Source organism: Citrobacter sp. Cpo089 (assembly GCF_030332695.1).
In the GTDB taxonomy this organism is placed as follows: domain Bacteria; phylum Pseudomonadota; class Gammaproteobacteria; order Enterobacterales; family Enterobacteriaceae; genus Citrobacter; species Citrobacter portucalensis.
The window spans coordinates 55,407-80,104 of record NZ_JAOWHJ010000066.1 but is presented as its reverse complement, the minus strand read 5'-3'; the positions used below and the strand labels follow the sequence as shown (position 1 = coordinate 80,104).

General features: G+C 53.8%; 22 protein-coding genes and 3 tRNA genes. 13 read left to right on the top strand and 12 right to left on the bottom strand.

The window, feature by feature from the left end; genetic code table 11:
* Positions 1-13 precede the first annotated feature (13 nt).
* The 3 genes from OGX92_RS15655 to ascF all read right to left on the bottom strand — a co-directional run bounded on the left by OGX92_RS15655 (position 14) and on the right by ascF (position 3,327).
* Positions 14-253, bottom strand: a complete 240-nt coding sequence (locus tag OGX92_RS15655) for a SymE family type I addiction module toxin (protein ID WP_008785630.1) — start codon at positions 251-253, stop codon at positions 14-16.
* A 172-nt stretch (positions 254-425) separates the two neighbouring features.
* On the bottom strand, positions 426-1,850 hold the full coding sequence (locus tag OGX92_RS15650; protein WP_286586788.1) for a 6-phospho-beta-glucosidase: 1,425 nt from the start codon (positions 1,848-1,850) through the stop codon (positions 426-428).
* A gap of 22 nt (positions 1,851-1,872) precedes the next feature.
* Complete coding sequence (gene ascF, locus OGX92_RS15645) at positions 1,873-3,327, bottom strand: PTS cellobiose/arbutin/salicin transporter subunit IIBC (RefSeq protein WP_286586776.1); 1,455 nt, start codon at positions 3,325-3,327, stop codon at positions 1,873-1,875.
* Positions 3,328-3,591: 264 nt separating this feature from the next.
* Here ascF and OGX92_RS15640 point away from each other — a divergent pair, with 264 nt between their 5' ends.
* From OGX92_RS15640 to hypF, 3 genes are all read left to right on the top strand, one after another.
* The gene (locus tag OGX92_RS15640; RefSeq protein ID WP_286586774.1) at positions 3,592-4,605 is read left to right on the top strand and encodes a LacI family DNA-binding transcriptional regulator; all 1,014 of its coding nucleotides are present in this window, start codon (positions 3,592-3,594) and stop codon (positions 4,603-4,605) included.
* Positions 4,606-4,750: 145 nt separating this feature from the next.
* Positions 4,751-5,296 (top strand): electron transport protein HydN, encoded by a 546-nt coding sequence (hydN, locus tag OGX92_RS15635; RefSeq protein WP_003037366.1) that lies wholly within the window; start codon positions 4,751-4,753, stop codon positions 5,294-5,296.
* 143 nt (positions 5,297-5,439) lie between these two features.
* Positions 5,440-7,680 (top strand): carbamoyltransferase HypF, encoded by a 2,241-nt coding sequence (gene hypF / locus OGX92_RS15630; protein WP_286586772.1) that lies wholly within the window; start codon positions 5,440-5,442, stop codon positions 7,678-7,680.
* Positions 7,681-7,840: 160 nt separating this feature from the next.
* On the opposite strand, the gene norW is transcribed toward hypF, so the two are convergent.
* Positions 7,841-8,974, bottom strand: a complete 1,134-nt coding sequence (gene norW / locus OGX92_RS15625; RefSeq protein WP_286586769.1) for an NADH:flavorubredoxin reductase NorW — start codon at positions 8,972-8,974, stop codon at positions 7,841-7,843.
* On the bottom strand, positions 8,971-10,419 hold the full coding sequence (gene norV / locus OGX92_RS15620; RefSeq protein WP_003825935.1) for an anaerobic nitric oxide reductase flavorubredoxin: 1,449 nt from the start codon (positions 10,417-10,419) through the stop codon (positions 8,971-8,973). Before norV ends, norW begins: the two co-directional genes overlap by 4 nt.
* Before the next feature lie 191 nt (positions 10,420-10,610).
* Here norV and norR point away from each other — a divergent pair, with 191 nt between their 5' ends.
* Positions 10,611-12,131 carry a nitric oxide reductase transcriptional regulator NorR gene (norR, locus tag OGX92_RS15615; RefSeq protein WP_191222227.1) on the top strand — a complete coding sequence of 507 codons (1,521 nt, stop codon included), beginning with the start codon at positions 10,611-10,613 and terminating at the stop codon, positions 12,129-12,131.
* Here the strand turns inward: norR and gutQ are convergent.
* The 7 genes from gutQ to srlA all read right to left on the bottom strand — a co-directional run bounded on the left by gutQ (position 12,128) and on the right by srlA (position 17,049).
* The gene (gene gutQ / locus OGX92_RS15610) at positions 12,128-13,093 is read right to left on the bottom strand and encodes an arabinose-5-phosphate isomerase GutQ (RefSeq protein WP_003825938.1); all 966 of its coding nucleotides are present in this window, start codon (positions 13,091-13,093) and stop codon (positions 12,128-12,130) included. The genes norR and gutQ overlap by 4 nt on opposite strands.
* Positions 13,086-13,859, bottom strand: coding sequence for a glucitol operon DNA-binding transcriptional repressor SrlR (gene srlR, locus OGX92_RS15605; RefSeq protein ID WP_003037350.1), 774 nt, complete (start codon positions 13,857-13,859; stop codon positions 13,086-13,088). The genes gutQ and srlR overlap by 8 nt, the downstream gene beginning before the upstream one ends.
* 70 nt (positions 13,860-13,929) lie before the next feature.
* Positions 13,930-14,289, bottom strand: coding sequence for a transcriptional regulator GutM (gene gutM / locus OGX92_RS15600; protein ID WP_063940973.1), 360 nt, complete (start codon positions 14,287-14,289; stop codon positions 13,930-13,932).
* 55 nt (positions 14,290-14,344) lie between these two features.
* Positions 14,345-15,124: a sorbitol-6-phosphate dehydrogenase gene (gene srlD, locus OGX92_RS15595; RefSeq protein WP_003037345.1), complete on the bottom strand. Its 780-nt coding sequence runs from the start codon at positions 15,122-15,124 to the stop codon at positions 14,345-14,347.
* 17 nt (positions 15,125-15,141) lie between these two features.
* On the bottom strand, positions 15,142-15,504 hold the full coding sequence (gene srlB, locus OGX92_RS15590) for a PTS glucitol/sorbitol transporter subunit IIA (protein WP_063940974.1): 363 nt from the start codon (positions 15,502-15,504) through the stop codon (positions 15,142-15,144).
* Positions 15,505-15,517: 13 nt separating this feature from the next.
* Positions 15,518-16,489, bottom strand: coding sequence for a PTS glucitol/sorbitol transporter subunit IIB (gene srlE / locus OGX92_RS15585; protein ID WP_063940975.1), 972 nt, complete (start codon positions 16,487-16,489; stop codon positions 15,518-15,520).
* A complete protein-coding gene (gene srlA, locus OGX92_RS15580; RefSeq protein WP_003825953.1) occupies positions 16,486-17,049 on the bottom strand; it encodes a PTS glucitol/sorbitol transporter subunit IIC in 564 nt (187 codons plus the stop codon). Before srlA ends, srlE begins: the two co-directional genes overlap by 4 nt.
* 264 nt (positions 17,050-17,313) lie before the next feature.
* Here srlA and mltB point away from each other — a divergent pair, with 264 nt between their 5' ends.
* From mltB to OGX92_RS15535, 9 genes are all read left to right on the top strand, one after another.
* On the top strand, positions 17,314-18,393 hold the full coding sequence (mltB, locus tag OGX92_RS15575) for a lytic murein transglycosylase B (RefSeq protein ID WP_286586767.1): 1,080 nt from the start codon (positions 17,314-17,316) through the stop codon (positions 18,391-18,393).
* 191 nt (positions 18,394-18,584) lie between these two features.
* On the top strand, positions 18,585-19,082 hold the full coding sequence (gene pncC / locus OGX92_RS15570) for a nicotinamide-nucleotide amidase (RefSeq protein WP_003825955.1): 498 nt from the start codon (positions 18,585-18,587) through the stop codon (positions 19,080-19,082).
* Between the two features lie 92 nt (positions 19,083-19,174).
* The gene (gene recA, locus OGX92_RS15565; RefSeq protein WP_003037330.1) at positions 19,175-20,239 is read left to right on the top strand and encodes a recombinase RecA; all 1,065 of its coding nucleotides are present in this window, start codon (positions 19,175-19,177) and stop codon (positions 20,237-20,239) included.
* Between the two features lie 86 nt (positions 20,240-20,325).
* Positions 20,326-20,826, top strand: coding sequence for a recombination regulator RecX (gene recX, locus OGX92_RS15560; protein WP_267440858.1), 501 nt, complete (start codon positions 20,326-20,328; stop codon positions 20,824-20,826).
* A 128-nt stretch (positions 20,827-20,954) separates the two neighbouring features.
* Positions 20,955-23,582, top strand: a complete 2,628-nt coding sequence (gene alaS / locus OGX92_RS15555) for an alanine--tRNA ligase (protein ID WP_286586762.1) — start codon at positions 20,955-20,957, stop codon at positions 23,580-23,582.
* 238 nt (positions 23,583-23,820) lie between these two features.
* Positions 23,821-24,006 (top strand): carbon storage regulator CsrA, encoded by a 186-nt coding sequence (gene csrA, locus OGX92_RS15550; protein WP_110216693.1) that lies wholly within the window; start codon positions 23,821-23,823, stop codon positions 24,004-24,006.
* Between the two features lie 336 nt (positions 24,007-24,342).
* A tRNA-Ser gene (locus tag OGX92_RS15545) sits at positions 24,343-24,435 on the top strand.
* 3 nt (positions 24,436-24,438) lie between these two features.
* A tRNA-Arg gene (locus OGX92_RS15540) sits at positions 24,439-24,515 on the top strand.
* Between the two features lie 60 nt (positions 24,516-24,575).
* Positions 24,576-24,652, top strand: a tRNA-Arg gene (locus OGX92_RS15535).
* Positions 24,653-24,698: the final 46 nt, after the last annotated feature.

The window sequence follows — 24,698 nt, the reverse complement described above, 5'->3', positions numbered from 1 at the left end:
CAGTGTATCCTCGTCATTCAATTGCCTGCTCAATAATTAACTTCCCCTGCATCACTGATACATTCACTGCCGTACCGGTCGGAAATCCAGCTTGTTCCAGCCAGTCGCCGTTCAGCGTGAGCGAGGCGTGACGACTGATTCGTCGCGTATAACCCGTTTTGGGATCTTCATGGCGTTTTCTGACATAGCTGACTTTCAAGCGACGTACCGGTTTGGTGATTGCCACCGCTGTTTTGCCCTTTTTATCAAACATGCACGCTTCCTTGTGGTGAATGGCCAGGATTAAAAACTACTGAATAAAATGCCAGTAAAAAAGGGGGAGGGCAAACGTGAAACTGGAAGGACGATTCCAAATCCGGAATGTAATAAATGAAATGAAAATATGTACTTTTGCCGGAAGGCTGTAACCCCCTCCGGCAGATCCGTCATGCCAGATCGGCACCGTTACTGGCGATGACTTTTTTGTACCACCAGAATGATTTCTTGCGTGTACGTGCCAGCGTGCCGTTGCCCGCATCATCGCGGTCAACATACACAAAACCGTAGCGTTTGCTCATCTCACCGGTTGAGGCAGAAACCAGATCGATACAGCCCCAGGTGGTGTAACCCATCAGCGGCACGCCATCTTCAATCGCGTCTGCCATGGCGCGAATATGTTCGCGTAAATAGCTGATGCGATAGTCGTCATTGATCTCACCGTTAGCATCGATTTCATCTTTCGCTCCCAGCCCGTTTTCCACCAGAAACAGCGGTTTCTGGTAGCGGTCATACATCATATTCATGGTGATGCGCAGGCCGAGCGGATCGATTCCCCAGCCCCATTCGCTGGCGGCAATGTACGGATTACGCAGCGACTTCACCACGTTGGCAGCACTGGTATTGCCCGTGTTCATTTCAGCGGAGGCGCAGCGCGATGCGTAATAGCTGAACGAGATGAAATCGACGGTGTTTTTCAGGATGTCGTCGTCTTCCGGGGCTTTTTCGATTACCACGCCTTTTTCGCGAAACACGCGGGCAGAGTAAGCCGGGTAGGCCCCGCGCGCCTGCACATCAATAAAGAACAGGTTTTCACGGTCTTTTTCCAGTGCGGCCCACACATCTTCCGGCTTACACGAGTAAGGATAAAAATTACCGCCAGCCAGCATACAACCGACCAGGTTTTGCGGATTAATTTCATGGGCTATTTTAGTCGCAAGGGCGCTGGCTATCAGTTCGTGGTGAGCGGACTGATATTTCACCTGATCCTGATTTTCACCTTCTTCAAATACCAGCCCGGCGCCTGAAAAGGGGCTGTGCAGCATGATGTTGATTTCGTTGAACGTCAGCCAGTACTTCACCAGACCGTCAAAGGCCTCGAAGCAGGTACGGGCGTAGCGGGTAAAGAACTCCACCATTTTGCGGTTACGCCAGGAGCCGTACTCAGTGACCAGATGCATAGGCACATCGAAGTGACACAGCGTGACTAATGGCTCAATACCGTATTTTTTACACTCGGCAAACACGGCCCGATAAAACGCGATTCCGTCTTCATTCGGCGTCAGCTCGTCGCCGTTAGGGTAGAGGCGGCTCCAGGCAATGGAAGTACGAAAAACCGTAAACCCCATTTCCGCCATCAGCGCGATATCTGCTTTATAGCGATGATAAAAGTCGATCGCCTGATGGCTGGGATAAAATTCGTCATCCCGCAGCGTAAAGCGCTTTTCCTGACCCAGTTTGACGGGCATGCGGTGTGTGCCGTGGGGGATCATATCGACGGTAGTCAGCCCTTTGCCGCCTTCCCGGTATGCCCCTTCAGACTGGTTGGCGGCCAGTGCGCCGCCCCATAAAAATCCTTGCGGAAAAACAGACATAATTAACCTCAGTTCATACCAGTCAAATGCTGGCTCCATTGATATTGCCCGGTTGTGCGGCCTGGTTTTTTCTGGCCTGCGCGGCTGCATCTTCGACAGGAATATCTTCAAAGCCGAGAATCAGCGTTAGTACAAAAGAAAGCACTACCGCCAGCGCCATCACGCCAAATACCCAAACGATGGTCATCGGATTGGCCGGATCGAAAAACTGGACGCTGGTGAACAGACCTGGAGCCGCCATGGAGTGGCTTGCAAGCCCGGCCATTCCGGCAACAGCACCGCAGATAAAACCGCTGATAAGGCTCGCAATCAGCGGACGTTTCAGGCGGATTGCCACGCCATACAGCGCGGGTTCGGAAATGCCCGCCATGATGGCTGAGGCGGCGGCCGCTAACGCCGTCTGGCGCAGCTCCGGGTTTTTGGTTTTCCATGCCACTGCCAGCGATGAACCACCTAACGACAAATTGGCGCCAATTTCCGATGGCATTACCATGCCTTCTTTTCCGGTTTCGGCAATGGTCTGAATAATGGTTGGCGTAAAGACACGGTGCATACCGGTCATTACCAGCAGCGGCCACAGCGCGCCCATAATGGCTACCGACAGCCAGCCGAGATAGCCGTGGATGGTATAGACCAGCGCTGAAATCGCGCTACCGATCCAGATACCGATCGGGCCAATGATGACGATGGCTAGCGGGGCGGCGATCAGCACGATCAGCATCGGTTTGAGGAAGTTTTTGGTCACCGCCGGAGTTATACGATCGACCCAACGTTCGATGTATGACAAGCACCAGGTCATGACCAGCGCCGGGATCACCGTGTAGGTGTATTTCACCGCCGTCACCGGGATCAGGGCAAACTCAACGTGCTCACCCTGCGCGGCCTTCGCCATCAGGTCGATAAAGCTGGGATGCACCAGTACGCCCGCGATGGCGATAGCCTGCGACATGTTGGTTTTGAATTTGATAGCGGCCGACGCGGCGACCATCAGCGGCAGGAAGAAGAATGCGCCGTCACCGATAACGGTCAGAATGGTGAGCGTGGACGATCCTTTCACCAGCACGCCAGTCATTTCCAGAACCATCGCCAGCAGCTTGAGCATTGATCCGCCGATAATCGCCGGGATCAACGGCGACATAGTGCCGATCAGCGCATCAAGGATCCCCGCGCCAATCCGCTTCAGCGTCAGTTGGGGTTTGATTTGCGGCTCAGCAGGCTGCATGTTGGCAGGCAACAGGCTGACCACTTCACGATACGCCTGCGAAACGGTGTTGCCGATAATCACCTGACACTGGTTCTCGTTACGCACCACGCCGAGCACGCCAGTGAGGGTTTTCAGCGTAGCACTGTCGACCAGCGAGTCATCTTTGAGAACGAAACGCAAACGGGTCATACAGTGGGTCACTGCTGTGATGTTGTTGACGCCTCCCAGAGCCGTCACAACGGAGCGCGCCAGCGCCGCATAATTCTTGGACATCGGATTTAATCCTGTTTTATCAGTAGAGTACGTTATGTTTTATCCGTTTACGTGGGTCGCTTTTCTGAGTTGATGAAACGCAGATGGGAAACCGGTTCCACAAAATCATGTTTAAATTGCATTAATTGATCAAGGTTTAATTTTGATCATTTTTTGTAATTGTGACTCCGATCACCAGATGTCAGCGTCTGTGATTTAGCAGCAAGGACAGCGGCAAAACGGTGAAGTACACTGCGTCACATTGAGAGAAAAGGGATGAGTAATATGACCACGATGCTGGAGGTGGCGAAGCGTGCCGGGGTGTCGAAAGCGACGGTTTCCCGGGTGCTTTCCGGAAACGGCTATGTCAGCCAGGAAACCAAAGACCGCGTGTTTCAGGCCATTAAAGAGAGTGGTTACCGCCCAAATTTGCTGGCGCGCAGTCTGGCGGCGAAAACCACGCAGACGCTGGGTCTGGTGGTAACGAATACCCTTTATCACGGCGTCTATTTCAGCGAGCTGCTGTTTCATACCGCGCGGATGGCGGAAGATAAAGGACGCCAGCTGTTACTGGCTGACGGTAAGCACAGCGCTGAGGAAGAGCGCCAGGCGATCCAGTACCTGCTCGACCTGCGCTGTGACGCGATTATGATTTATCCGCGTTTTCTCAGCGTGGATGAGATAGACGATATCATCGATGCCCACAGCCAGCCGATTATGGTGCTTAATCGACGCCTGCGGAAAAACAGTAGCCACAGCGTATGGTGCGATCAAAAGCAGACCAGCTTTAACGCCGTTACTCAGCTCATTGCCGCCGGGCATAAAGAGATTGGTTTTATTACCGGCTCGATGGATTCGCCAACCGGCGTGGGGCGACTTTCAGGCTATAAAGACGCGCTGGCACATCATGGTCTCGCGCTAAATAATGATCTGATTGTTAAAGGGAAATGGACGCCAGCCTGCGGCGCTGCGGGTGTGGATACTTTGCTTTCGCGCAAGGTCAATTTTACCGCATTGGTGGCCAGCAATGACGATATGGCGATCGGCGCGATGAAGCAGTTGCACGGGCATGGTGTGAGCGTTCCCGCACAGGTGTCGGTGATTGGCTTTGATGATATCGCCCTCGCGCCATACACTATTCCGGCGCTTTCCAGCGTTAAAATTCCGGTAACAGAAATGATTCAGGAAACGATTGGGCGCCTGATCTTTATGTTGGGTGACGGGGCGTTTACGCCGCCAAAAACTTTCACCGGTGAACTCATTGCGCGCGACTCAGTTGCGCCTCCCGCTTCGCGCTGACGGCTGTCATTTGTCATCGTCACTAGTGACGATGACACACCCTTCTTGCGTACTTCAAAACAAAATTCCTTTAATAACAGCAAATTAAATTCTGGCACGATTTGTGTATGTTTCGGCAGATATTCTGTCATTGCTGGAGAAATTGATGAACCGTTTCATCATTGCAGACGCCAATAAATGCATTGGTTGCCGTACCTGTGAAGTGGCCTGCGTGGTATCCCATCAGGATAACCAGGACTGCGCATCGCTGACCCCTGAAACCTTTTTACCCCGCATTCACGTCATCAAAGGCGTTAATGTCTCCACGGCGACGCTGTGCCGCCAGTGTGAAGACGCGCCGTGCGCTAACGTCTGCCCGAACGGTGCGATCAGCCGTGATAAAGGCTTTGTCCACGTAATGCAGGAACGTTGCATTGGGTGTAAAACCTGCGTTGTGGCTTGTCCTTACGGCGCAATGGAAGTGGTCGTGCGTCCGGTTGTGCGTAACAGCGGCGCGGGTCTGAACGTCCGTGCAGAAAAAGCGGAAGCCAATAAGTGCGACCTGTGCCACCATCGTGAGGCCGGTCCTGCCTGTATGGAAGTGTGCCCGACTCACGCGCTGATTTATGTGGATCGCAATAAGCTTGAGCAACTGAGCGCGGAAAAACGTCGTCGCGCTGCGCTGGATTCCACCGCATCTTTGCTGTTCTGATATCTGAAAATCCGCGTAAAATACGGTAGTACTTATGCCGGATGGCGGCTTCGCCTTATCCGGCCTACTGTTCGCATCCACGTAGGCCTGATAAGCGTAGCGCTATCAGGCAAACCGGGATAGATGACTGCGGGAACGACTTAATGACAATAAACAACCACTCCGGCGTACAGCTGCGTATTCGCGGTAAGGTACAGGGCGTCGGATTTCGCCCCTACGTCTGGCAACTGGCGCAGCGCTTACAACTGCATGGCGATGTGTGTAACGACGGTGACGGTGTGGTTGTGCGCTTACAGGAAGATCCAGCGGAATTTATTGCGCAGTTGCATCAACACTGCCCACCGCTGGCGCGCATTGACAGCGTTGAAAGCGAACCATTCGCCTGGACGCAGCAGCCTGCCGATTTCTCGATTCGTCAAAGTGCTGGCGGTACGATGAATACGCAAATCGTTCCGGACGCCGCGACCTGTCCCGAATGCCTTGTAGAAATGAACACCCCCGGCGAACGTCGTTACCGATACCCCTTTATCAACTGCACCCACTGTGGTCCGCGTTTTACGATTATCCGCGCCATGCCCTACGATCGTCCGTTTACCGTAATGGCATCATTCCCACTCTGCGCGCAATGTGACAAAGAGTATCGCGATCCGTACGACCGTCGCTTCCACGCCCAGCCAGTGGCTTGTCCGGCATGCGGCCCTCATCTGGAGTGGTTCTGTGCGGGTGAGCGAGCGGAGAAAGAAGAGGCGCTGCAGGCGGCGGTATCGCGGCTGAAAGCAGGCGGTATTGTGGCGGTTAAAGGCATTGGTGGGTTTCATCTGGTGTGCGATGCGCGAAATGATAACGCCGTAGCGCTACTCAGGCTGCGCAAACACCGTCCGGCGAAACCTCTGGCAGTGATGCTGCCCTCTGATGAAGGATTGCCTGAACCCGCTCGTCGTTTGCTGACTACCCCTGCTGCGCCGATCGTGCTGGTGCAGAAACGCTATGTCGCTGCATTGAGCGAGGGTATTGCGCCAGGGTTAACGGAGGTTGGCGTCATGCTGCCAGCGAATCCGTTACAGCATTTGCTCTTACAAGAGATGAATTGTCCGCTGGTGATGACCTCTGGCAACCTCAGCGGCAGGCCTCCGGCCATTACCAACGCCCAGGCGCTGGAAGATTTACACGACATTGCCGACGGTTTCCTGCTGCATAATCGCGAAATTGTGCAGCGGATGGATGACTCCGTGGTGCGCGACAGTGGGGAAATGCTGCGTCGTTCCCGAGGATATGTGCCAGATGCGGTCGCACTACCGCCAGGATTTCGCGACGTGCCGCCAATGCTGTGCTTAGGGGCGGATCTGAAAAATACTTTCTGTCTGGTGCGCGGCGAGCAGGCGGTTATCAGCCAGCATTTGGGCGATCTCAGCGATGACGGCATTCAGCAACAGTGGCGTGATGCGCTACGCCTGATCCAGAACATTTATGACTTTATGCCGCAGCGTATTGTGCATGATGCACACCCTGGCTATGTTTCCAGTCAGTGGGCCAGTGAAATGGAGCTGCCAACTGAAACGGTGCTGCATCACCATGCGCATGCCGCTGCGTGTCTTGCGGAGCACGGCTGGCCGCTCAATGGCGGTGATGTGATTGCCCTGACGCTAGACGGTATCGGTATGGGGGAAAACGGCGCGCTGTGGGGTGGAGAGTGTTTGCGGGTCAACTATCGTGAATGCGAATACCTTGGCGGCTTACCGGCGGTAGCGCTGGCGGGCGGCGATCTGGCGGCAAAACAGCCGTGGCGTAATCTGCTCGCGCAGTGCCTGCGTTTTGTTCCTGACTGGCAGCGTTATCCGGAAACATCGGTGCTGCAACATCAAAACTGGAACGTGCTGGTGCGCGCGATTGAACGGGGAATTAACGCTCCGCTGGCGTCATCGTGCGGACGACTGTTTGATGCCGTTGCCGCCGCGTTGCAATGTGCACCGGAATCATTGAGTTATGAAGGTGAAGCGGCTTGTGCGCTTGAGGCGATGGCATCGCAATGTGATGGTGTTGATCATCCGGTCACGCTGCCGCTTGATGACACTCAGCTGGACTTAGCGGTTTTTTGGCAGCAATGGCTGAACTGGCAGGCCAAACCAGCAGAAAGGGCATGGGCGTTTCACGACGCGCTGGCGTGTGGGTTTGCCACTCTGATGCGAAAGCAGGCTGAAGTGCGCGGGATCAAGACGTTAGTATTCAGTGGTGGCGTGATGCATAACCGCTTATTGTCGGCACGGCTGGCGTTTTATCTGCGTGATTTTACCTTATTGTTCCCGCAGCGTTTACCGGCTGGCGACGGCGGGTTGTCATTGGGGCAGGGCGTGATTGCCGCGGCGCGAGCGTTGGCGCAAAAATAAAAAAAGCCCCGGGACTGGCGGGGCAAGAAAAACATGTCGGGGCATACCGACAAGTGGCAACGCACATCCATGTGCGTGAGGTTAATAAATCAGTAGCAGCGTTGCCGGGCAGGTCGTAGGCCGGATAAGACGCGAAGCGGCGCCATCCGGCATCACAGACTTACACGGGCAACGTTTTCAGCAGCGCAAAGGCCTCTTTCATGCGGTCTTCACTGACGACAAATGCACACAGCTGGCCTTCGTCGTTCATCCCTCTGGCGACCATTCCCTGCGCTTCGGCGGCGATGTGCCAGTTCAGATCGCGGCGCTGGGTTTCCCCGGCCAAATGCAGAGGCAGTTCTGGCGTTTTGACTTTTACCAGCATGGCTGGCAGTTTCAATGGCGCATTGCTGCCGAGCAGGTTTTTCGCCAGATACATGGCGCTCAGCTGAATCGGCTGCAGGAACGGGAGCACCTGACCGTTAATCTCCGCACAGTCGCCGAGAGCATAAATATCCGGGTGGCTGGTTTGCAGGTAGCTATCGACGCAGACACCACGATTGATGTTCAATCCGGCGCGACGCGCCAGTGCGGTCTCCGGGCGTAAGCCGGTGGCGGCGATCACCGCATCGACTTCCACGCTGCGGCTACGATCGAGCGTGGCACGAATACCTGGCGTCGTTTTCTCCACCCCCTGAAGCTGTGATTTCAACAGCAGGTGTACGCCCATATCGGTCAGACGATGCTGTAAGCGACTGCTGACTTCCGGCGGCATCAGTGAAGCCAGAATGCTGGCGGCGTTGTCGATAAGCGTCACCGCTTTACCGGCACGACAGAAATCCATCGCCAGTTCACTGCCAATCAAGCCGCCGCCGACAATCAGCACCCGCTGGGCGTCACGCAGCTGTGTTTCACAAGCGCGATACTCTTGTTGGCTGTTCAATGTGAGCATTAACTCACGTCCGGTAACCGGCGGTACAAAGGCTGAAGCGCCCGTCGCCAGCACCAGCTTGTCGTACTGCCACTGCTGATCCTGGCTTTTCACTACGTGGGCATCAGCATCGATGTCGGTTACCCAGGTGTGCGGGAACAGGCGCAAATTAAACTGTTCGGCAAACTCTCCCGCCGACTGGCGGGTGAGGTCGTCTGCACGCTGTGACTGACTGATAACATGGCTGAGATCGGGCTTGTTGTACTCATCCATGCTGTCCGCAGCAATCAAGGTCAGCGGGACATTTGCATCCTGCTTACGGATATTTTTGACTAACTGGCGGGCGGCGAAGCCCGAACCAATAATGACAATTCCGCGGCTCATTTTGCCTCCGTTGCCAGTACGTCGAAGACGTCTTTACCTAATGAACATTCTGGACACAGGAAGTTATCCGGCACGTCGCTCCACGGTGTACCCGGCGCGACATCCTGCAGCGGTTCACCTTTTGCTGGGTCGTAAATCCACTGGCACACGCTGCACTGCATGCTAGGGCCAAGATCGGCGGCAGCCGCAGCGGCGCAAGCGCACTCTTCTTCTTTGGAAGCTGCTTTCACGGTTGCTTCCGGCAGCGGAGCAAGTGCCCACTGACGAGCGATTTCACGGCCGTGCTGGCGGCACAGTTCCAGCGCATCCAGGTCCGGACGCCATTTCGCCTTCAGGCTCAGCGACATTTCGAAACCTGCATCCTGCAAACGCGTGGACAAACGGTCTACTGCACCGCCGCTCCAGCCGTGTGAACCAAAGGCGCTGGCGCGTTTGTTACGAAAACGCAGGCCGGTCATCTCTTCCACCAAACCGGCGATTTTTGGCATCATCACGTTGTTCATCGTCGAAGTACCGACCAGCACGCCTTTAGAGCGGAAGACGTTAGTCAGAACTTCGTTTTTATCGCTACGGGCGACGTTAAAGATTTTCACCGCCACGTTCGGGTCAACTTCGTTGATGCCCTGGGCAATGGCGTCCGCCATCATGCGGGTATTGTTGGACATGGTGTCGTAGAAAATGGTGATGCGGTCTTCCTGGTAATCCGCCGCCCATTTCAGGTACATCTCAACGATTTGCGTTGGGTTGTCGCGCCATACCACGCCGTGAGAAGTAGCAATCATATCGACCGGCAGGTTGAAGCCGAGGATCTCAGTGATTTTCGGTGTAACAAGACGGCTGAACGGCGTCAGGATATTGGCGTAGTAACGCTGGCACTGTTCGAACAGTTCGGTCTGGTCAACTTCGTCGTTAAACAGACGTTCGTCGCAGTAGTGCTGACCGAAGGCGTCGTTACTGAACAGCACCGCGTCGCCGGTCATGTAGGTCATCATGCTGTCAGGCCAGTGCAGCATTGGCGTTTCAACGAAGATCAGCTGTTTGCCGTTACCAATGTCCAGTGAATCACCGGTTTTCACCACGTTGAAATTCCACTCCGGGTGATGGTGATGCCCGTTGATGGAGTCAATGGCGTTGGCTGTGCAGTAAATCGGCGTGTCCGGGATGCAGGACATCAGCTCAGTCAGCGCCCCTGCATGGTCTTCTTCCGCGTGGTTAATGATGATGTAGTCGATATCCGCGAGGTCAATTTCACTGCGCAGGTTCTGTACGAATTCACGGCTAAACTTGTGGTCTACTGTATCGATCAGGACATTTTTTTCTTCACGGATGAGATAGCTGTTGTAGCTGCTGCCGCGCAGCGTTTTGTATTCAGTCCCGTGGAAATCACGAACTTCCCAGTCACGTTGGCCAACCCAATGAATGTTATTTTTAACCAGAATAGACATAGCAACCTCAGTAATTAATTCAGCGTTTTTCTAAAAAAGATGTTTTGCTTATTGCAGGTTGCGTGCCAACTTTTTATTTTATTGATTTTAATGGTTTTATTGTTTTCTGCTTATTAGGTGGTAGTCAAAATGACTATTAATTTTATTGTCAATATGACAATATAAATTGTCAAAATGACAATGAGGTAGTCATGAGCTTTTCCGTAGACGTGCTGGCGGGCATCGCCATTGAATTACAAAGCGGTATTGGACATCAGGATCGTTTTCAACGTCTGATAACCACTTTGCGTCAGGTGCTGGAGTGCGACGCGTCGGCACTGCTGCGCTACGAGTCGCGACAGTTTATTCCGCTGGCGATCGATGGGCTGGCGCAGGATGTTCTCGGCAGACGCTTTACTCTGGAAGGGCATCCGCGTCTGGAGGCGATTGCCCGCGCCGGAGACGTGGTTCGTTTCCCTGCCGACAGCGATTTGCCAGACCCATATGATGGTCTGATTCCGGGGCAGGAGAGTCTGAAAGTGCATGCCTGTATTGGGCTGCCGTTGTTCGCCGGTCAAAATTTGATTGGTGCGTTAACCCTGGATGGCATGGAGCCCGATCAGTTCGATATTTTCAGCGATGAGGAGCTTAGGCTGATTGCCGCGCTGGCGGCGGGCGCGCTGAGCAATGCGCTGCTGATTGAACAACTGGAAAGCCAGAATATGCTGCCAGGCTCATCAACGGCTTTTGAGCAGGTGACGGAAACCCAGATGATTGGCCTGTCGCCCAATATGATGCAGTTGAAAAAAGAAATTGAGATTGTGGCGGGGTCCGATCTCAACGTGCTGATTAGCGGCGAAACAGGTACCGGGAAGGAGCTGGTGGCTAAAGCTATCCATGAAGGTTCGCCGCGCGCGGTGAATCCACTGGTGTATCTGAACTGTGCGGCGTTGCCGGAAACCGTAGCCGAAAGTGAGCTGTTTGGTCACGTAAAAGGCGCATTTACCGGGGCTATCAGCAATCGTAGCGGTAAGTTTGAAATGGCCGACAATGGGACGCTGTTTCTCGACGAGATAGGCGAACTCTCGCTGGCGCTACAGGCTAAGCTGCTGCGCGTATTGCAGTACGGCGATATTCAGCGCGTGGGTGACGATCGCAGCCTGCGTGTGGATGTGCGGGTGCTGGCGGCGACGAACCGTGATTTACGCGAAGAGGTGCTGGCCGGGAATTTCCGCGCGGATTTGTTCCACCGTCTGAGCGTCTTCCCCCTTTCTGTACCGCCTCTTCGCGAGCGCGGCGAAGATGTGGTGCTGCTGGCCGGCTATTTTTGCGAGCAATGCCGACTGCGGCTGGGTCTTTCCCGCGTGGTGCTAAGCCCCGGCGCGCGTAGTCATCTGCTGAATTACGGCTGGCCCGGAAATGTGCGCGAGCTGGAACATGCCATTCACCGGGCGGTTGTTCTGGCAAGGGCTACCAGGGCAGGTGATGAAGTGGTGCTGGAGACGCAGCATTTTGCCCTGCAGGACGAAGGTCCGGCTTCGCAGGCGGCGGAAGTTGTTGCGGAGATCCCGCAACATCACAATCTGCGTGAAGCAACAGAGTCGTTCCAGCGGGAGATGATCCGCCGGGCATTGGTGCAAAATAATCACAGTTGGGCAGCAAGTGCGCGGGCGCTGGAAACAGACGTCGCCAACCTGCACCGGCTGGCGAAACGTCTGGGTCTGAAGGATTAGATAATACCGGCCTGATAAAAATCCTGCAGGTTGATAGCACCGGTGAGTTTACCGTTTTCATCGACCACCGGTGCGGCAGTGATTTTACGCTTCATCAGGATCTCTTTGGCGTCAATCGCGCGGCTCTGCGCCTGTAGCGTAATGCCATTCTGAGTCATAGCTTCGCTAACCTGGGTGGTAAGCGCTCCGCCGCCAACCAGCCAGCGGCGCAGGTCGCCGTCGGTAAAGACCCCTTTCACCAGTGACTGATCGTCGCAGACCGCGACCAGGCCAAGACCCGTGCGGCTGAGTTCCAGCATCGCGTCCATCACGCTGGTGGTGAGCTTCACCTGAGGTATGGCATCGTCACGGCGCATCAGATGATGCACTTTATTCAACAGACGAGCGCCCAGCGCACCTGCCGGATGTGAGCGGGCAAAATCTTCTTCGTTAAAGCCGCGCGCCTGCATTACGGCGATCGCCAGCGCGTCGCCCATCATCAACGTATTTACGGTGCTGGACGTCGGTGCCAGGCGCATCGGACAGGCTTCGCGCTCAACGGAAATATCCAGCACGGCTTTGGCTGCCAGACCCAACGGTGAGGTCGGTTTTCCGGTCATTGCCAGCAGTGCGACGGATTTGTCTTCCAGGCGTGGGATGATGAGATCCAGCTCTTTCGCACCGCCGGAGTAGGAGATAAACAGCATGACATCACGGCTTTCGATCATCCCTAAGTCGCCGTGCAGCGCTTCCGCCGGATGCACAAAAAAGGCGGGTGTGCCGGTACTGGCGAGGGTCGCCGCAATTTTTTTGCCAATATGACCTGATTTACCAATACCGGAGACAATGACTTTGCCTTCACAGTGGATAATCGTATTGGCGGCGCGGACAAAATCATCGCCCAGGCGTTCTGGCAGTCGGCTGGCTTCCTGTAGTTCCAGCATTAACGTCTGACGGCCCGCGTTCAGTAGTGCATCACTCATTGGTTTCTCCGGTTATGATCACTTCAATCCCTTTTGCTTCCAGCGCCTGACGAAACGCAGGGTCGATGCCCGCATCGGTAATCAGCTTGTCGACGCTTTCCAGACTGCATACAACATTAGGGCTTTTGCGCCCAAATTTTGACGAGTCAGCCATCAGAATCACTTCGCGAGCGGCATTGCACATCGCTTTACTGACGCTAAACACCTCATTAAAGGTGGTCACGCCGGCATTGAGGTCAATGCCGTCGGTGCCCATGAAGAGTTTATCAAAGCTGAACTGCTCAAAGGCGTTTTCTGCCAGCTGACCGTGAAATGACGCAGATTTTTTGCGAAAGGTCCCGCCGGGCATCAGGATAGTTTGCTCGTTGTCGAGCTCCGAAAGGGCGTTAACAATGTGCAGACTGTTGGTCATGACGGTGATATTGCTAAAGCGGGTGAGCATCGGCACCATCTGCAATACGGTGCTACCCGCATCCAGAATAATAGAGTCGCCATCGTGTATAAAACGGACGGCGGCTTCGGCAATCTGCTCTTTTTTATGCGTATTGATTAGCGTTTTATGATCAATTGGCGGGTCGGATTCGTCTTTATTTAATACTACGCCGCCATAGGTACGAATGACGGTTCCAGCGTTCTCCAGAATGACCAGGTCTTTGCGAATGGTCGTGCCGGTCGTGTCAAAGTAGTGGGCCAGTTCTTCAACCGAGCATTTGCCCTGCTTTTGCAGATGCTCCAGTATGGCAGCCTGACGCTGACGAGGTTTCATAGGCGTGATTACCCTGACTTAATAAGTTGCAAAATGATAATTTCGCAAGCTATTAGCATTCACAACGAAATTACCCATGTTTCAGTTTAAGCGCCAATGATAGTGCATTCTGCGCTAACGGATCATGGGGAAAGATCACATCAGGCTGTAAATCATCAAGATGTTTGCCGATTATCGTGGCAATTTTGCCTGGTCGGGCGAATACCGTAAGACCTTTCATAAACAACGTATCGGTCACCCGCTGCTGCTCATCCAGCGCGATGGCCACCACCACGCGCGGTTTAAAACGCCCACCGGAGCGACCAACACCAACCCGACCCCGTTGACAGAGTTGATCAAACGCCCGGTTAAAGCGGGATATTTGCCAGCCACCAAGCGCCAGTTGCAGGCACCAGGCGATAGCGGCGACGGTAATCAGTGCGGAAACCATTATGTACTCCTTTGATTTTGCCGGATAAGCGCAGCCGCCATCCGGCAATTCAACATTAAAACATCACCTGACCGCCGGTCACGTTGATGGACTGCCCGGTGCAGTAAGAGGCTTTTGGACTGGCGTAAAACAGCAGCATGTTCAGTACGTCCTGATAATCGCAGCCGCGCTTGAGCGGAACCTTATCAATGTAATACTGCTCAACTTCGTCTGGCTTAAGACCCAGCTTGGTCGCATATTGCGGCAATAACGACTGAAACATCGGTGATTTCAGCAGATTACCGAGCATCAACGAATGCACGGTAATCCCGTATTCCGCCAGATCCAGCGCCAGCGACTGGGTTAGGCCCACGCCGCCAAATTTTGCCGCGCTATAACCTGAGTTGTGTTTACTGCCCACTTTCCCTGATTTGGAGTTGATCTGGATAATGCGTCCCTGCACGCCATCGCGGATCATCAGGCGTGAAAATTCACGTGCACAGAGGAAGTAGCCGACCAGATTGACCTGCAGCGAGCGGTCGAAATCCCCAAGCTGAAAGTCGCTGATAAACGCGGCTTTAGCGATACCCGCGCTGTAAACCAGCAGATCGACACGACCGAATATTTCATCCACTCCGCGCGACAGCGCCAGCACGCTCTGTTCGCTGGTGGCATCTGCGCCAAAACCGTACGCGGTACCTTCGCCAAACTCGGCGTTAATTTCTTGCGCGACGTTGGCAGCTTTATCGCTTTGAATATCCACCACCGCGACGCGGTATCCTTCTGTCGCAAGCCCACGGCAAAGGAATGCCCCCAGGGTCTGGCCTCCACCAATGACAACGGCAACCTGATTCATTTTTATCTCCTTCAATCTTAAGCAACAAACTTCAAAATACAGCCCGGGGCGATACCGTCCGGGACGGGGCCCGCAACGTGTACAGTGCCGGGGAATTCCGCTTCGCTCTGCCCGTCAAAGCGCAGGGTTATATGCCCGAGTTCACGTAAGTTTTGTTCCGCAACGCTGCCAACGGCGGTGACCGGGTAGTGGTGCTGGCCCAGTTCAAACTGGATCCCGGCTTGCAAAGAGCCGTTCAGCTCCCCGTGGCAATGGATGAAACAAAACTCTTCGATATCCGCTGGCGCGCCTTCACGAAAGGTAATCAGCATCTGGTCGCACAGTGCATCCGGGGCGCTCTGGCCGATACGGGTAATGGTGGTTTGATAAATTACGGTCATTTTTGAGTGCCCCTTATTGGTAAATAAAGCCAGAAACAAACCAGGCGATGAGAACGGTAGGCGCGCCGGTCAGAAAACGGCTCACCAGTACGGATGGCACGCCGACGCGGACCGTGTCCTGACGCGCTTCGGCCAGCGACAATCCAACCGGAATAAAGTCACATGCAGCCTGGGCGTTAATGGCGAACAGGGCAGGTAGCGCCAGATGCGGAGGAATGTTCCCCAGACCAATCTGTACACCGATCAGCACGCCGATAACCTGGGCGATAACCGCACCGGGGCCGAGGAAAGGCGACAGCAGCGGGAAAGAGCAGATCAGCGCCAGAGTAACCAGTCCCAACGGATGGCTGGCCAGCGGCGCGAGTCCATGGGCAATCCAGTCTCCCAGACCCGAAGCCATAATGATGCCGATCAGTGCCGAGACGAACGCCATAAATGGCAGAATAGTTTTCAGGACGGTATCGATGGTGTCGCGCCCGGACTGGAACAGAACCGCAACGGCTGAACCCATGCCCATTCCCACTTTTGCCAACAGGCCGTCGCTTTGTTCGGTAATCTTTTTACTGGTGTCGTAATCGCGACCGATAGTGCTGCTTGCAGGTTGCGGCGCAGCGGATGCATCGCCGACAATCGTGATGTTTTCTTCTTTCACGCCAGAGACATAGATATCTTCGACAATGTACTGAGCCAGCGGGCCGGATTTACCAGTAGCGTGAATATTCACCGTCGGTATACGGCGTTTGGGATAGATCCCACAGCGCAGCGTGCCGCCGCAGTCGATGATCGCCACACCAATTTCGTTCTCCGGCGGCTCGCCTTCTTTGAAGCCATCAATAGCCTGCCAACCGGTCAGGCTTGCTATCCTGTCGACGATTGCGGGACGAGTTCCGGCGGTGATATAGACAATTTTCTTGCCCGGTTCGGCATCTAGTTCAAGCGGGCCGCCCCAGCCGCCGGTGCCTTTTTCAATACGAATACGCGTCATGATGTTGCTCCCGCCAGATGCACTTTCTGCTCAAGTTGAATGCCCATTTTTTTCTCAAAGATGGCGGTGGTGAAATCAGTCACCCAGCCGCGGAAGAAGTTGGTCACCAGACCGACCAGCAAATAGCTCACCGCTAGCGGGCCAAGCGGAAGCCCCAGCGTGGTCAGTCCGCTGGCGATCCCCAGATAGACGAACAGTTCACCAGGGTTGATGTGTGGGAATAAGCCGTTCATGGAATGGCAACTGTATGAGGCGGCGGCGTAGTAACTGGGCTTGTATTTTTCTGGCATAAAGCGACCCAGACTCAGCGTCATCGGGTTACAAAATACAAATGTGCCGATGCACGGCAGCAGCAGATAGCGGGACAGTGGGTTTCCGGCGCAGCGCTGGGCAAAACGTTCAATGCGCTGCTGACCGATAAAGTTAATTAGCGCATTCATGATGACCAGCAGACTGATCAGCAGAGGCAGAATACCGGTTACCATGCCGGTAAAGACCTCTCCGCCTTTCTGGAACAACCCGATAAACCACTCAGCACCGAGTGTGATGGTGTCGATCATTATTCTCTCCTGTAGGGTTTTTAGTTATCTTGCCAAACGGTAACTAATTTTAATCAGATCGAAAGATTTAAAAGTGTTATTTTGATCTCAAAATGAAAGATAAATATTTTAATTTGAAAGGTTGTGCGTAAGAGTTCGCAAATGTGCCGGCCGGGGGGGCAAGAGGGGGGAAATTCTGTGAAGGAGAGTGACTACTACTTCCTTGTATGGAGGAGGATGCTTTACCATACTTCTCCCAGGCTGAATTTGTTTAATGGATGTCTCATGTTCAAGCGTCGTTATGTAGCGTTACTCCCCCTTTTCGTACTGCTCGCTGCCTGTAGCAGCAAACCTAAACCTTCAGAGACTCAAACGACTACGGGGGCGCCATCCGGCGGCTTCCTGCTTGAGCCACAGCACAACGTCATGCAAACGGGCGGTGATTTTGCCAATAATCCGAACGCGCAGCAGTTCATCGAGAAAATGGTGAACAAGCACGGCTTTGACCGCCAGCAGTTGCAGGAGATCCTGTCGCAGGCCAAGCGTCTGGACTCGGTATTGCGTTTGATGGACCGCCAGGCACCGACAACTCAACCGCCAGCCGGTCCTAACGGCGCATGGCTGCGCTACCGCAAACAGTTCATCACGCCTGACAACGTGCAAAATGGCGTAGCCTTCTGGAATCAATATGAAGATGCGCTGAACCGTGCGTGGCAGGTATATGGTGTTCCGCCGGAAATTATCGTTGGCATTATCGGCGTTGAAACGCGCTGGGGCCGCGTGATGGGCAAAACCCGTATTCTGGATGCGCTGGCGACGCTGTCGTTTAACTATCCTCGTCGTGCGGAATACTTCTCTGGTGAACTGGAAACCTTCCTGCTGATGGCGCGAGATGAAAGCGACGATCCGCTCGATTTGAAAGGTTCTTTTGCCGGCGCGATGGGTTACGGCCAGTTTATGCCGTCTTCCTATAAACAATATGCCGTTGATTTTAATGGTGATGGCCACATTAACCTGTGGGATCCGGTTGATGCCATCGGTAGCGTGGCGAACTATTTCAAGGGCCACGGCTGGGTGAAAGGCGATACGGTCGCGGTTCCGGCAAATGGTCAGGCACCAGGGCTGGCGAACGGCTTTAAAACCCAGTACAGCATTTCTCAGCTTGCTGCCGCGGGTCTGACGCCACAGCAGTCGTTGGGTAATCATCAGCAGGCCAGCCTGCTGCGCCTGGATATTGGTACCGCCTATCAGTACTGGTATGGATTGCCGAACTTCTACACCATCACCCGCTACAACCACAGTACCCACTACGCGATGGCCGTGTGGCAACTGGGTCAGGCGGTCGCGCTGGCGCGCGTGCAGTAACCGCTCCACCGGCCTACAGGACGATATCGCTTGTAGGCCGGATAAGATGCCCTGACATCGTCATCCGGCAGGTCTTATTTCTGCAACGGAGCAATTTTTGGAATCCCCCTCGTAAAACGTTCTCTCCATCCCCACATTGGTTATGAAAGTGCTATCTTGTCCGGCATATTTTTTAACTGACAGAGGCTGAAATGACTGACAGTGAACTGATGCAGTTAAGCGAGCAGGTTGGCCTGGCGCTGAAAGCGCGTGGGGCGACCGTTACGACGGCGGAATCCTGCACCGGCGGCTGGGTGGCCAAAGCGATTACGGATATTGCCGGAAGCTCCGCCTGGTTTGAGCGTGGGTTTGTGACCTACAGCAACGAAGCCAAAGCGCAGATGATTGGCGTGCGCGAAGAGACGTTGGCCCAGCATGGGGCGGTGAGCGAGCCAGTGGTGGTGGAAATGGCGATTGGCGCGCTAAAAGCTGCCCGCGCGCATTTCGCGGTCTCGATCAGCGGTATTGCGGGTCCGGATGGCGGCAGTGAAGAAAAGCCCGTGGGTACCGTATGGTTCGCCTTTGCCAGCGTGAGCGGCGAGGGGATTACCCGCCGGGAATGCTTCAGCGGCGATCGCGACGCGGTACGTCGACAGGCGACCGTCTACGCGTTACAAACCCTGTGGCAACAATTTCTACAAAATACTTGATACTGTATGAGCATACAGTATAATTGCCTCAACAGAACATTATCTACCACGTTTCGCGGTTTAACCCGAAAGCGGCATGACAGGAGTAATTAATGGCTATCGACGAAAACAAACAGAAAGCGTTGGCGGCAGCGCTGGGTCAGATCGAAAAGCAATTCGGTAAAGGCTCCATCATGCGCCTGGGTGAAGACCGTTCCATGGATGTGGAAACTATCTCCACCGGTTCGCTTTCTCTGGATATCGCACTGGGCGCGGGCGGTCTGCCAATGGGCCGTATCGTCGAAATCTACGGGCCTGAATCCTCCGGTAAAACAACGCTGACCCTGCAGGTTATTGCCGCTGCGCAGCGTGAAGGTAAAACCTGTGCATTTATCGATGCGGAACACGCGCTGGATCCGGTCTATGCCCGTAAGCTTGGCGTTGATATCGACAACCTGCTGTGTTCTCAGCCGGATACCGGTGAACAAGCGCTGGAAATCTGTGATGCGCTGGCGCGCTCCGGTGCGGTTGACGTTATCGTTGTCGACTCCGTTGCCGCATTGACGCCGAAGGCAGAAATCGAAGGCGAGATTGGCGACTCTCACATGGGCCTTGCGGCGCGTATGATGAGCCAGGCGATGCGTAAGCTGGCCGGTAACCTGAAGCAGTCCAACACGCTGCTGATTTTCATCAACCAGATCCGTATGAAGATTGGCGTTATGTTCGGTAACCCGGAAACCACCACCGGTGGTAACGCCCTGAAATTCTATGCGTCTGTTCGTCTGGATATCCGTCGTATTGGCGCGGTGAAAGAAGGCGACAACGTGGTCGGCAGCGAAACTCGCGTTAAGGTTGTGAAAAACAAAATTGCAGCGCCGTTCAAACAGGCTGAATTCCAGATCCTCTACGGTGAAGGCATCAACTTCTACGGCGAACTGGTTGACCTGGGCGTGAAAGAGAAGCTGATTGAAAAAGCCGGTGCATGGTACAGCTATAACGGTGAGAAAATCGGTCAGGGTAAAGCGAATGCGACCAACTGGCTGAAAGAGAACCCGGCAACTGCGAAAGAAATTGAGAAGAAATTACGTGAGTTACTGCTCAATAACCAGGATTCAACGCCTGATTTCTCCGTTGATGACAGCGGCGAAGACGTAAAAGAAACGAACGAAGATTTCTGATAATCTGTTTTGAATCGCATGTTGTGAATCACATATAGTAAAGGGCTGCATATCATGCAGCCCTTTTTCATTTCTGAAGGCTTACTATGACAGAAGCAACTTCCCGCCGTTCTGCTTATTCCCGACTGCTTGACCGCGCCGTACGTATTCTGGCGATGCGCGACCACAGCGAGCAGGAACTGCGGCGCAAGCTGGCCGCTCCGGTGATGGGGAAAAATGGACCAGAAGAAATTGATGCCACGCCGGAGGATTACGACAAGGTCATCGCCTGGTGTATTGAAAGTCGTTATCTGGATGATGATCGTTTCGTGCGGCAGTTTATCGCCAGCCGTAGCCGCAAAGGTTATGGACCAGCCCGAGTGCGCCAGGAATTAAACCAAAAAGGGATCGCACGTGAAGCTATCGAGCGGGCCATGCGTGAGTGCGAAGTTGACTGGGCAGTGCTTGCACGCGAGCAGGCCATTCGGAAGTACGGTAAACCTTTACCTGTCGATTTTTCAGATAAGATAAAGGTCCAGCGTTTTTTGCTCTATCGCGGCTATCTGATGGAAGATATTCAGGCAATATGGCGAAATTTTGACGATTGACCGCATACGGGATTTTACTTCCCAGTAAAGAAAACTTATCTTATTCCCACTTTTCGATTGCCAGAGGCGCAGTTTGCGTGCCGATGCTGGTAATGACATTTCGTTAGCTTGATTTCTTCAGGATAATTATGAGCAAGAGCACCGCTGAGATCCGTCAGGCGTTTCTCGATTTTTTCCATAGTAAAGGACACCAGGTAGTTGCCAGCAGCTCCCTGGTACCGAACAATGACCCTACTTTGTTGTTTACCAACGCCGGGATGAACCAGTTCAAGGATGTTTTCCTTGGCCTCGACAAGCGTAATTATTCCCGCGCAACCACCTCGCAGCGTTGTGTACGTGCGGGCGGTAAGCACAATGACCTGGAAAACGTCGGTTACACTGCACGTCACCACACTTTCTTCGAAATGCTGGGCAACTTCAGCTTCGGCGATTACTTCAAACACGACGCTATTCAATATGCATGGGAACTACTGACCGGTGAAAACTGGTTTGCCCTGCCAAAAGAGCGTCTGTGGGTAACCGTCTATGAAACTGACGATGAAGCCTATGAAATCTGGGAAAAAGAAGTCGGTATTCCGCGCGAACGTATCATCCGTATCGGTGATAACAAAGGTGCGGCTTATGCTTCAGACAACTTCTGGCAGATGGGTGATACCGGTCCTTGCGGTCCATGCACAGAAATTTTCTACGACCACGGCGACCATATCTGGGGTGGACCTCCGGGAAGCGCAGAAGAAGATGGGGATCGCTACATTGAGATCTGGAACATCGTCTTCATGCAGTTCAACCGTCAGGCTGACGGCACCATGGAACCGCTGCCGAAACCGTCCGTGGATACCGGTATGGGTCTGGAGCGTATTGCGGCCGTGCTGCAACACGTTAACTCCAACTATGAAATCGACCTGTTCCGCTCATTGATCGAATCCGTGGCGAAAGTCACTGGCGCAACCGATCTGAGCAACAAGTCTCTGCGTGTTATCGCCGACCATATCCGTTCTTGTGCATTCCTGATTGCCGATGGCGTTGTGCCGTCGAATGAAAACCGTGGCTATGTGCTGCGCCGTATCATTCGTCGCGCGGTACGTCATGGCAACATGCTGGGCGCGAAGGATACCTTCTTCTACAAGCTGGTTGGTCCGTTGGTGGACGTCATGGGCTCTGCAGGTGAAGAACTGAAGCGTCAGCAGGCTATGGTTGAACAGGTTCTGAAAACCGAAGAAGAGCAGTTTGCGCGTACTCTGGAGCGTGGTCTGGCGCTGCTGGACGAAGAACTGGCAAAACTGTCTGGCGATACGCTGGATGGCGAAACCGCATTCCGTCTGTATGACACCTACGGTTTCCCGGTTGACCTGACGGCAGACGTTTGCCGCGAGCGTAACATTAAGGTTGATGAAGCGGGCTTTGAAGCTGCAATGGAAGAACAGCGCCGTCGTGCGCGTGAAGCCAGCGGCTTCGGCGCAGACTACAATGCGATGATTCGCGTTGATGGCGCCTCTGAATTTAAAGGCTACGAGCACCTGGAACTGAACGGCAAAGTGACCGCGCTGTTTGTTGATGGTAAAGCGGTAGACGCAATTAACGCAGATCAGGATGCCGTTGTCGTACTGGATCAGACTCCGTTCTATGCGGAATCTGGTGGTCAGGTTGGCGACAAGGGTGAGCTGAAAGGCGCAGGCTTCGCGTTTGCCGTTAGCGACACGCAGAAATATGGCCAGGCCATTGGTCACATCGGCAAGTTGTCTGCGGGTTCTCTGAAAATTGGTGATGCGGTACAGGCTGATGTGGATGAAGCCCGTCGTGCGCGTATTCGTTTGAACCACTCCGCAACGCACCTGATGCACGCAGCGCTGCGCCAGGTTCTGGGCACACATGTGGCACAGAAAGGTTCGTTGGTTAACGATAAACTGCTGCGCTTCGACTTCTCTCATACCGAAGCAATGAAGCCTGCTGAAATCCGTGCCGTTGAAGATCTGGTGAACGCGCAAATCCGTCGCAACTTGCCGATTGAAACGAACATCATGGATCTCGAAGCGGCAAAAGCCAAAGGCGCAATGGCACTGTTTGGCGAGAAATATGACGACCATGTGCGCGTTCTGAGCATGGGTGATTTCTCTACCGAACTGTGTGGCGGTACTCACGCCAGCCGTACAGGTGATATCGGTCTGTTCCGCATTGTGTCCGAGTCAGGTACTGCGGCAGGCGTTCGTCGTATTGAAGCCGTAACCGGTGAAGGTGCTATCCAAACCGTGCATGCTGAGAGCGATCGCTTAAGCGATATTGCGCAGCTGCTGAAAGGCGATAGCCAGAATATCGGTGACAAAGTTCGTTCCGTGCTGGAGCGTACACGTCAACTGGAAAAAGAATTGCAGCAATTGAAGGAACAGGCTGCGGCGCAGGAGAGTGCAAATCTTTCCAGCAAAGCGGTTGATATCAACGGCGTGAAGCTGCTGGTCAGCGAACTCGCGGACGTTGAGCCGAAAATGTTGCGTACCATGGTTGATGATCTGAAAAATCAACTGGGGTCTACCGTTATCGTTCTGGCAACGGTAGTGGAAGGTAAGGTTTCTCTGATTGCGGGTGTGTCTAAGGACGTGACAGATCGCGTGAAAGCAGGGGAACTGGTTGGAATGGTCGCTCAGCAGGTCGGCGGCAAGGGTGGCGGTCGTCCGGACATGGCGCAAGCCGGTGGTACGGATGCAGCGGCTCTGCCTGCAGCGTTAGCCAGTGTGAAAGGCTGGGTCAGCGCAAAACTGTAATAATTATAAGCGTAAGTCGACGCTGCGGACTTCAATCCGCAGCGTTTGTATCAACGCTATCGACAACGATAAAGTCAGGTTGAAGTTGTGTATATCGGCTAAACTTAGGTTTAACAGAATGTGATGCCGTGACTGCTTACACTTAGGTGTTTGTCATCGCTTACTTTTTGGCGTTATATGATGGATAATGCCGGGATACAGAGAGACCCGACTCTTTTAATCTTTCAAGGAGCAAAGAATGCTGATTCTGACTCGTCGAGTTGGTGAGACCCTCATGATAGGCGATGAGGTCACCGTGACAGTTTTAGGGGTGAAGGGCAACCTGGTGCGCATTGGCGTAAACGCCCCGAAAGAAGTTTCTGTCCATCGTGAAGAGATCTACCAGCGTATCCAGGCTGAAAAATCCCAGCAGTCCAGTTACTAAGGTTTTCGCGTCTCACCTCTCTGGTGAGGCGCAACCTGATTGAGTGACCCTTTTTCTTCTCTTTTCTTCTTCGTCTTCCCCATTTTTTCGATTCCACTGCGCGTAATGCCTTTTCCTGCGAAGTTTCCGTTTGCTCACTCCTTCAGGAAATTGCCAATTTATCTGTTGATAAAACACTCTTTTTGCCGTTTTTGCAGACTAATTGCGCGTGAAATGTGCAAACGATAAAAGCTCTGGAAAAATTGTTTGACTTATAAGTCCCAGAAAGTAATATGTGCGCCACGCAGCGACGATGAGCAGAAACAAGTTCTTCGAAGCACTCGCAAGAGGCGTGTTGGTGAGGTGGCCGAGAGGCTGAAGGCGCTCCCCTGCTAAGGGAGTATGCGGTCAAAAGCTGCATCCGGGGTTCGAATCCCCGCCTCACCGCCATTTGCATCCGTAGCTCAGCTGGATAGAGTACTCGGCTACGAACCGAGCGGTCGGAGGTTCGAATCCTCCCGGATGCACCATATTACTTGATATCGCTTTAGCAGCGATATCAAATCTGCAGTAAAGTAAGTTTCCCTGATGCATCCGTAGCTCAGCTGGATAGAGTACTCGGCTACGAACCGAGCGGTCGGAGGTTCGAATCCTCCCGGATGCACCATCTCTTACTTGATATCGCTTATCACGGTATCAGTATCGGCAGTAAA

Excerpts from the sequence above, each read along its gene's own strand:
- OGX92_RS15655 (WP_008785630.1), bottom strand. The coding sequence starts at position 253 with ATGTTTGATAAAAAGGGCAAAACAGCGGTGGCAATCACCAAACCGGTA.
- OGX92_RS15650 (WP_286586788.1), bottom strand. The coding sequence starts at position 1,850 with ATGTCTGTTTTTCCGCAAGGATTTTTATGGGGCGGCGCACTGGCCGCC.
- ascF (WP_286586776.1), bottom strand. The coding sequence starts at position 3,327 with ATGTCCAAGAATTATGCGGCGCTGGCGCGCTCCGTTGTGACGGCTCTG.
- OGX92_RS15640 (WP_286586774.1), top strand. The coding sequence starts at position 3,592 with ATGACCACGATGCTGGAGGTGGCGAAGCGTGCCGGGGTGTCGAAAGCG.
- hydN (WP_003037366.1), top strand. The coding sequence starts at position 4,751 with ATGAACCGTTTCATCATTGCAGACGCCAATAAATGCATTGGTTGCCGT.
- hypF (WP_286586772.1), top strand. The coding sequence starts at position 5,440 with ATGACAATAAACAACCACTCCGGCGTACAGCTGCGTATTCGCGGTAAG.
- norW (WP_286586769.1), bottom strand. The coding sequence starts at position 8,974 with ATGAGCCGCGGAATTGTCATTATTGGTTCGGGCTTCGCCGCCCGCCAG.
- norV (WP_003825935.1), bottom strand. The coding sequence starts at position 10,419 with ATGTCTATTCTGGTTAAAAATAACATTCATTGGGTTGGCCAACGTGAC.
- norR (WP_191222227.1), top strand. The coding sequence starts at position 10,611 with ATGAGCTTTTCCGTAGACGTGCTGGCGGGCATCGCCATTGAATTACAA.
- gutQ (WP_003825938.1), bottom strand. The coding sequence starts at position 13,093 with ATGAGTGATGCACTACTGAACGCGGGCCGTCAGACGTTAATGCTGGAA.
- srlR (WP_003037350.1), bottom strand. The coding sequence starts at position 13,859 with ATGAAACCTCGTCAGCGTCAGGCTGCCATACTGGAGCATCTGCAAAAG.
- gutM (WP_063940973.1), bottom strand. The coding sequence starts at position 14,289 with ATGGTTTCCGCACTGATTACCGTCGCCGCTATCGCCTGGTGCCTGCAA.
- srlD (WP_003037345.1), bottom strand. The coding sequence starts at position 15,124 with ATGAATCAGGTTGCCGTTGTCATTGGTGGAGGCCAGACCCTGGGGGCA.
- srlB (WP_063940974.1), bottom strand. The coding sequence starts at position 15,504 with ATGACCGTAATTTATCAAACCACCATTACCCGTATCGGCCAGAGCGCC.
- srlE (WP_063940975.1), bottom strand. The coding sequence starts at position 16,489 with ATGACGCGTATTCGTATTGAAAAAGGCACCGGCGGCTGGGGCGGCCCG.
- srlA (WP_003825953.1), bottom strand. The coding sequence starts at position 17,049 with ATGATCGACACCATCACACTCGGTGCTGAGTGGTTTATCGGGTTGTTC.
- mltB (WP_286586767.1), top strand. The coding sequence starts at position 17,314 with ATGTTCAAGCGTCGTTATGTAGCGTTACTCCCCCTTTTCGTACTGCTC.
- pncC (WP_003825955.1), top strand. The coding sequence starts at position 18,585 with ATGACTGACAGTGAACTGATGCAGTTAAGCGAGCAGGTTGGCCTGGCG.
- recA (WP_003037330.1), top strand. The coding sequence starts at position 19,175 with ATGGCTATCGACGAAAACAAACAGAAAGCGTTGGCGGCAGCGCTGGGT.
- recX (WP_267440858.1), top strand. The coding sequence starts at position 20,326 with ATGACAGAAGCAACTTCCCGCCGTTCTGCTTATTCCCGACTGCTTGAC.
- alaS (WP_286586762.1), top strand. The coding sequence starts at position 20,955 with ATGAGCAAGAGCACCGCTGAGATCCGTCAGGCGTTTCTCGATTTTTTC.
- csrA (WP_110216693.1), top strand. The coding sequence starts at position 23,821 with ATGCTGATTCTGACTCGTCGAGTTGGTGAGACCCTCATGATAGGCGAT.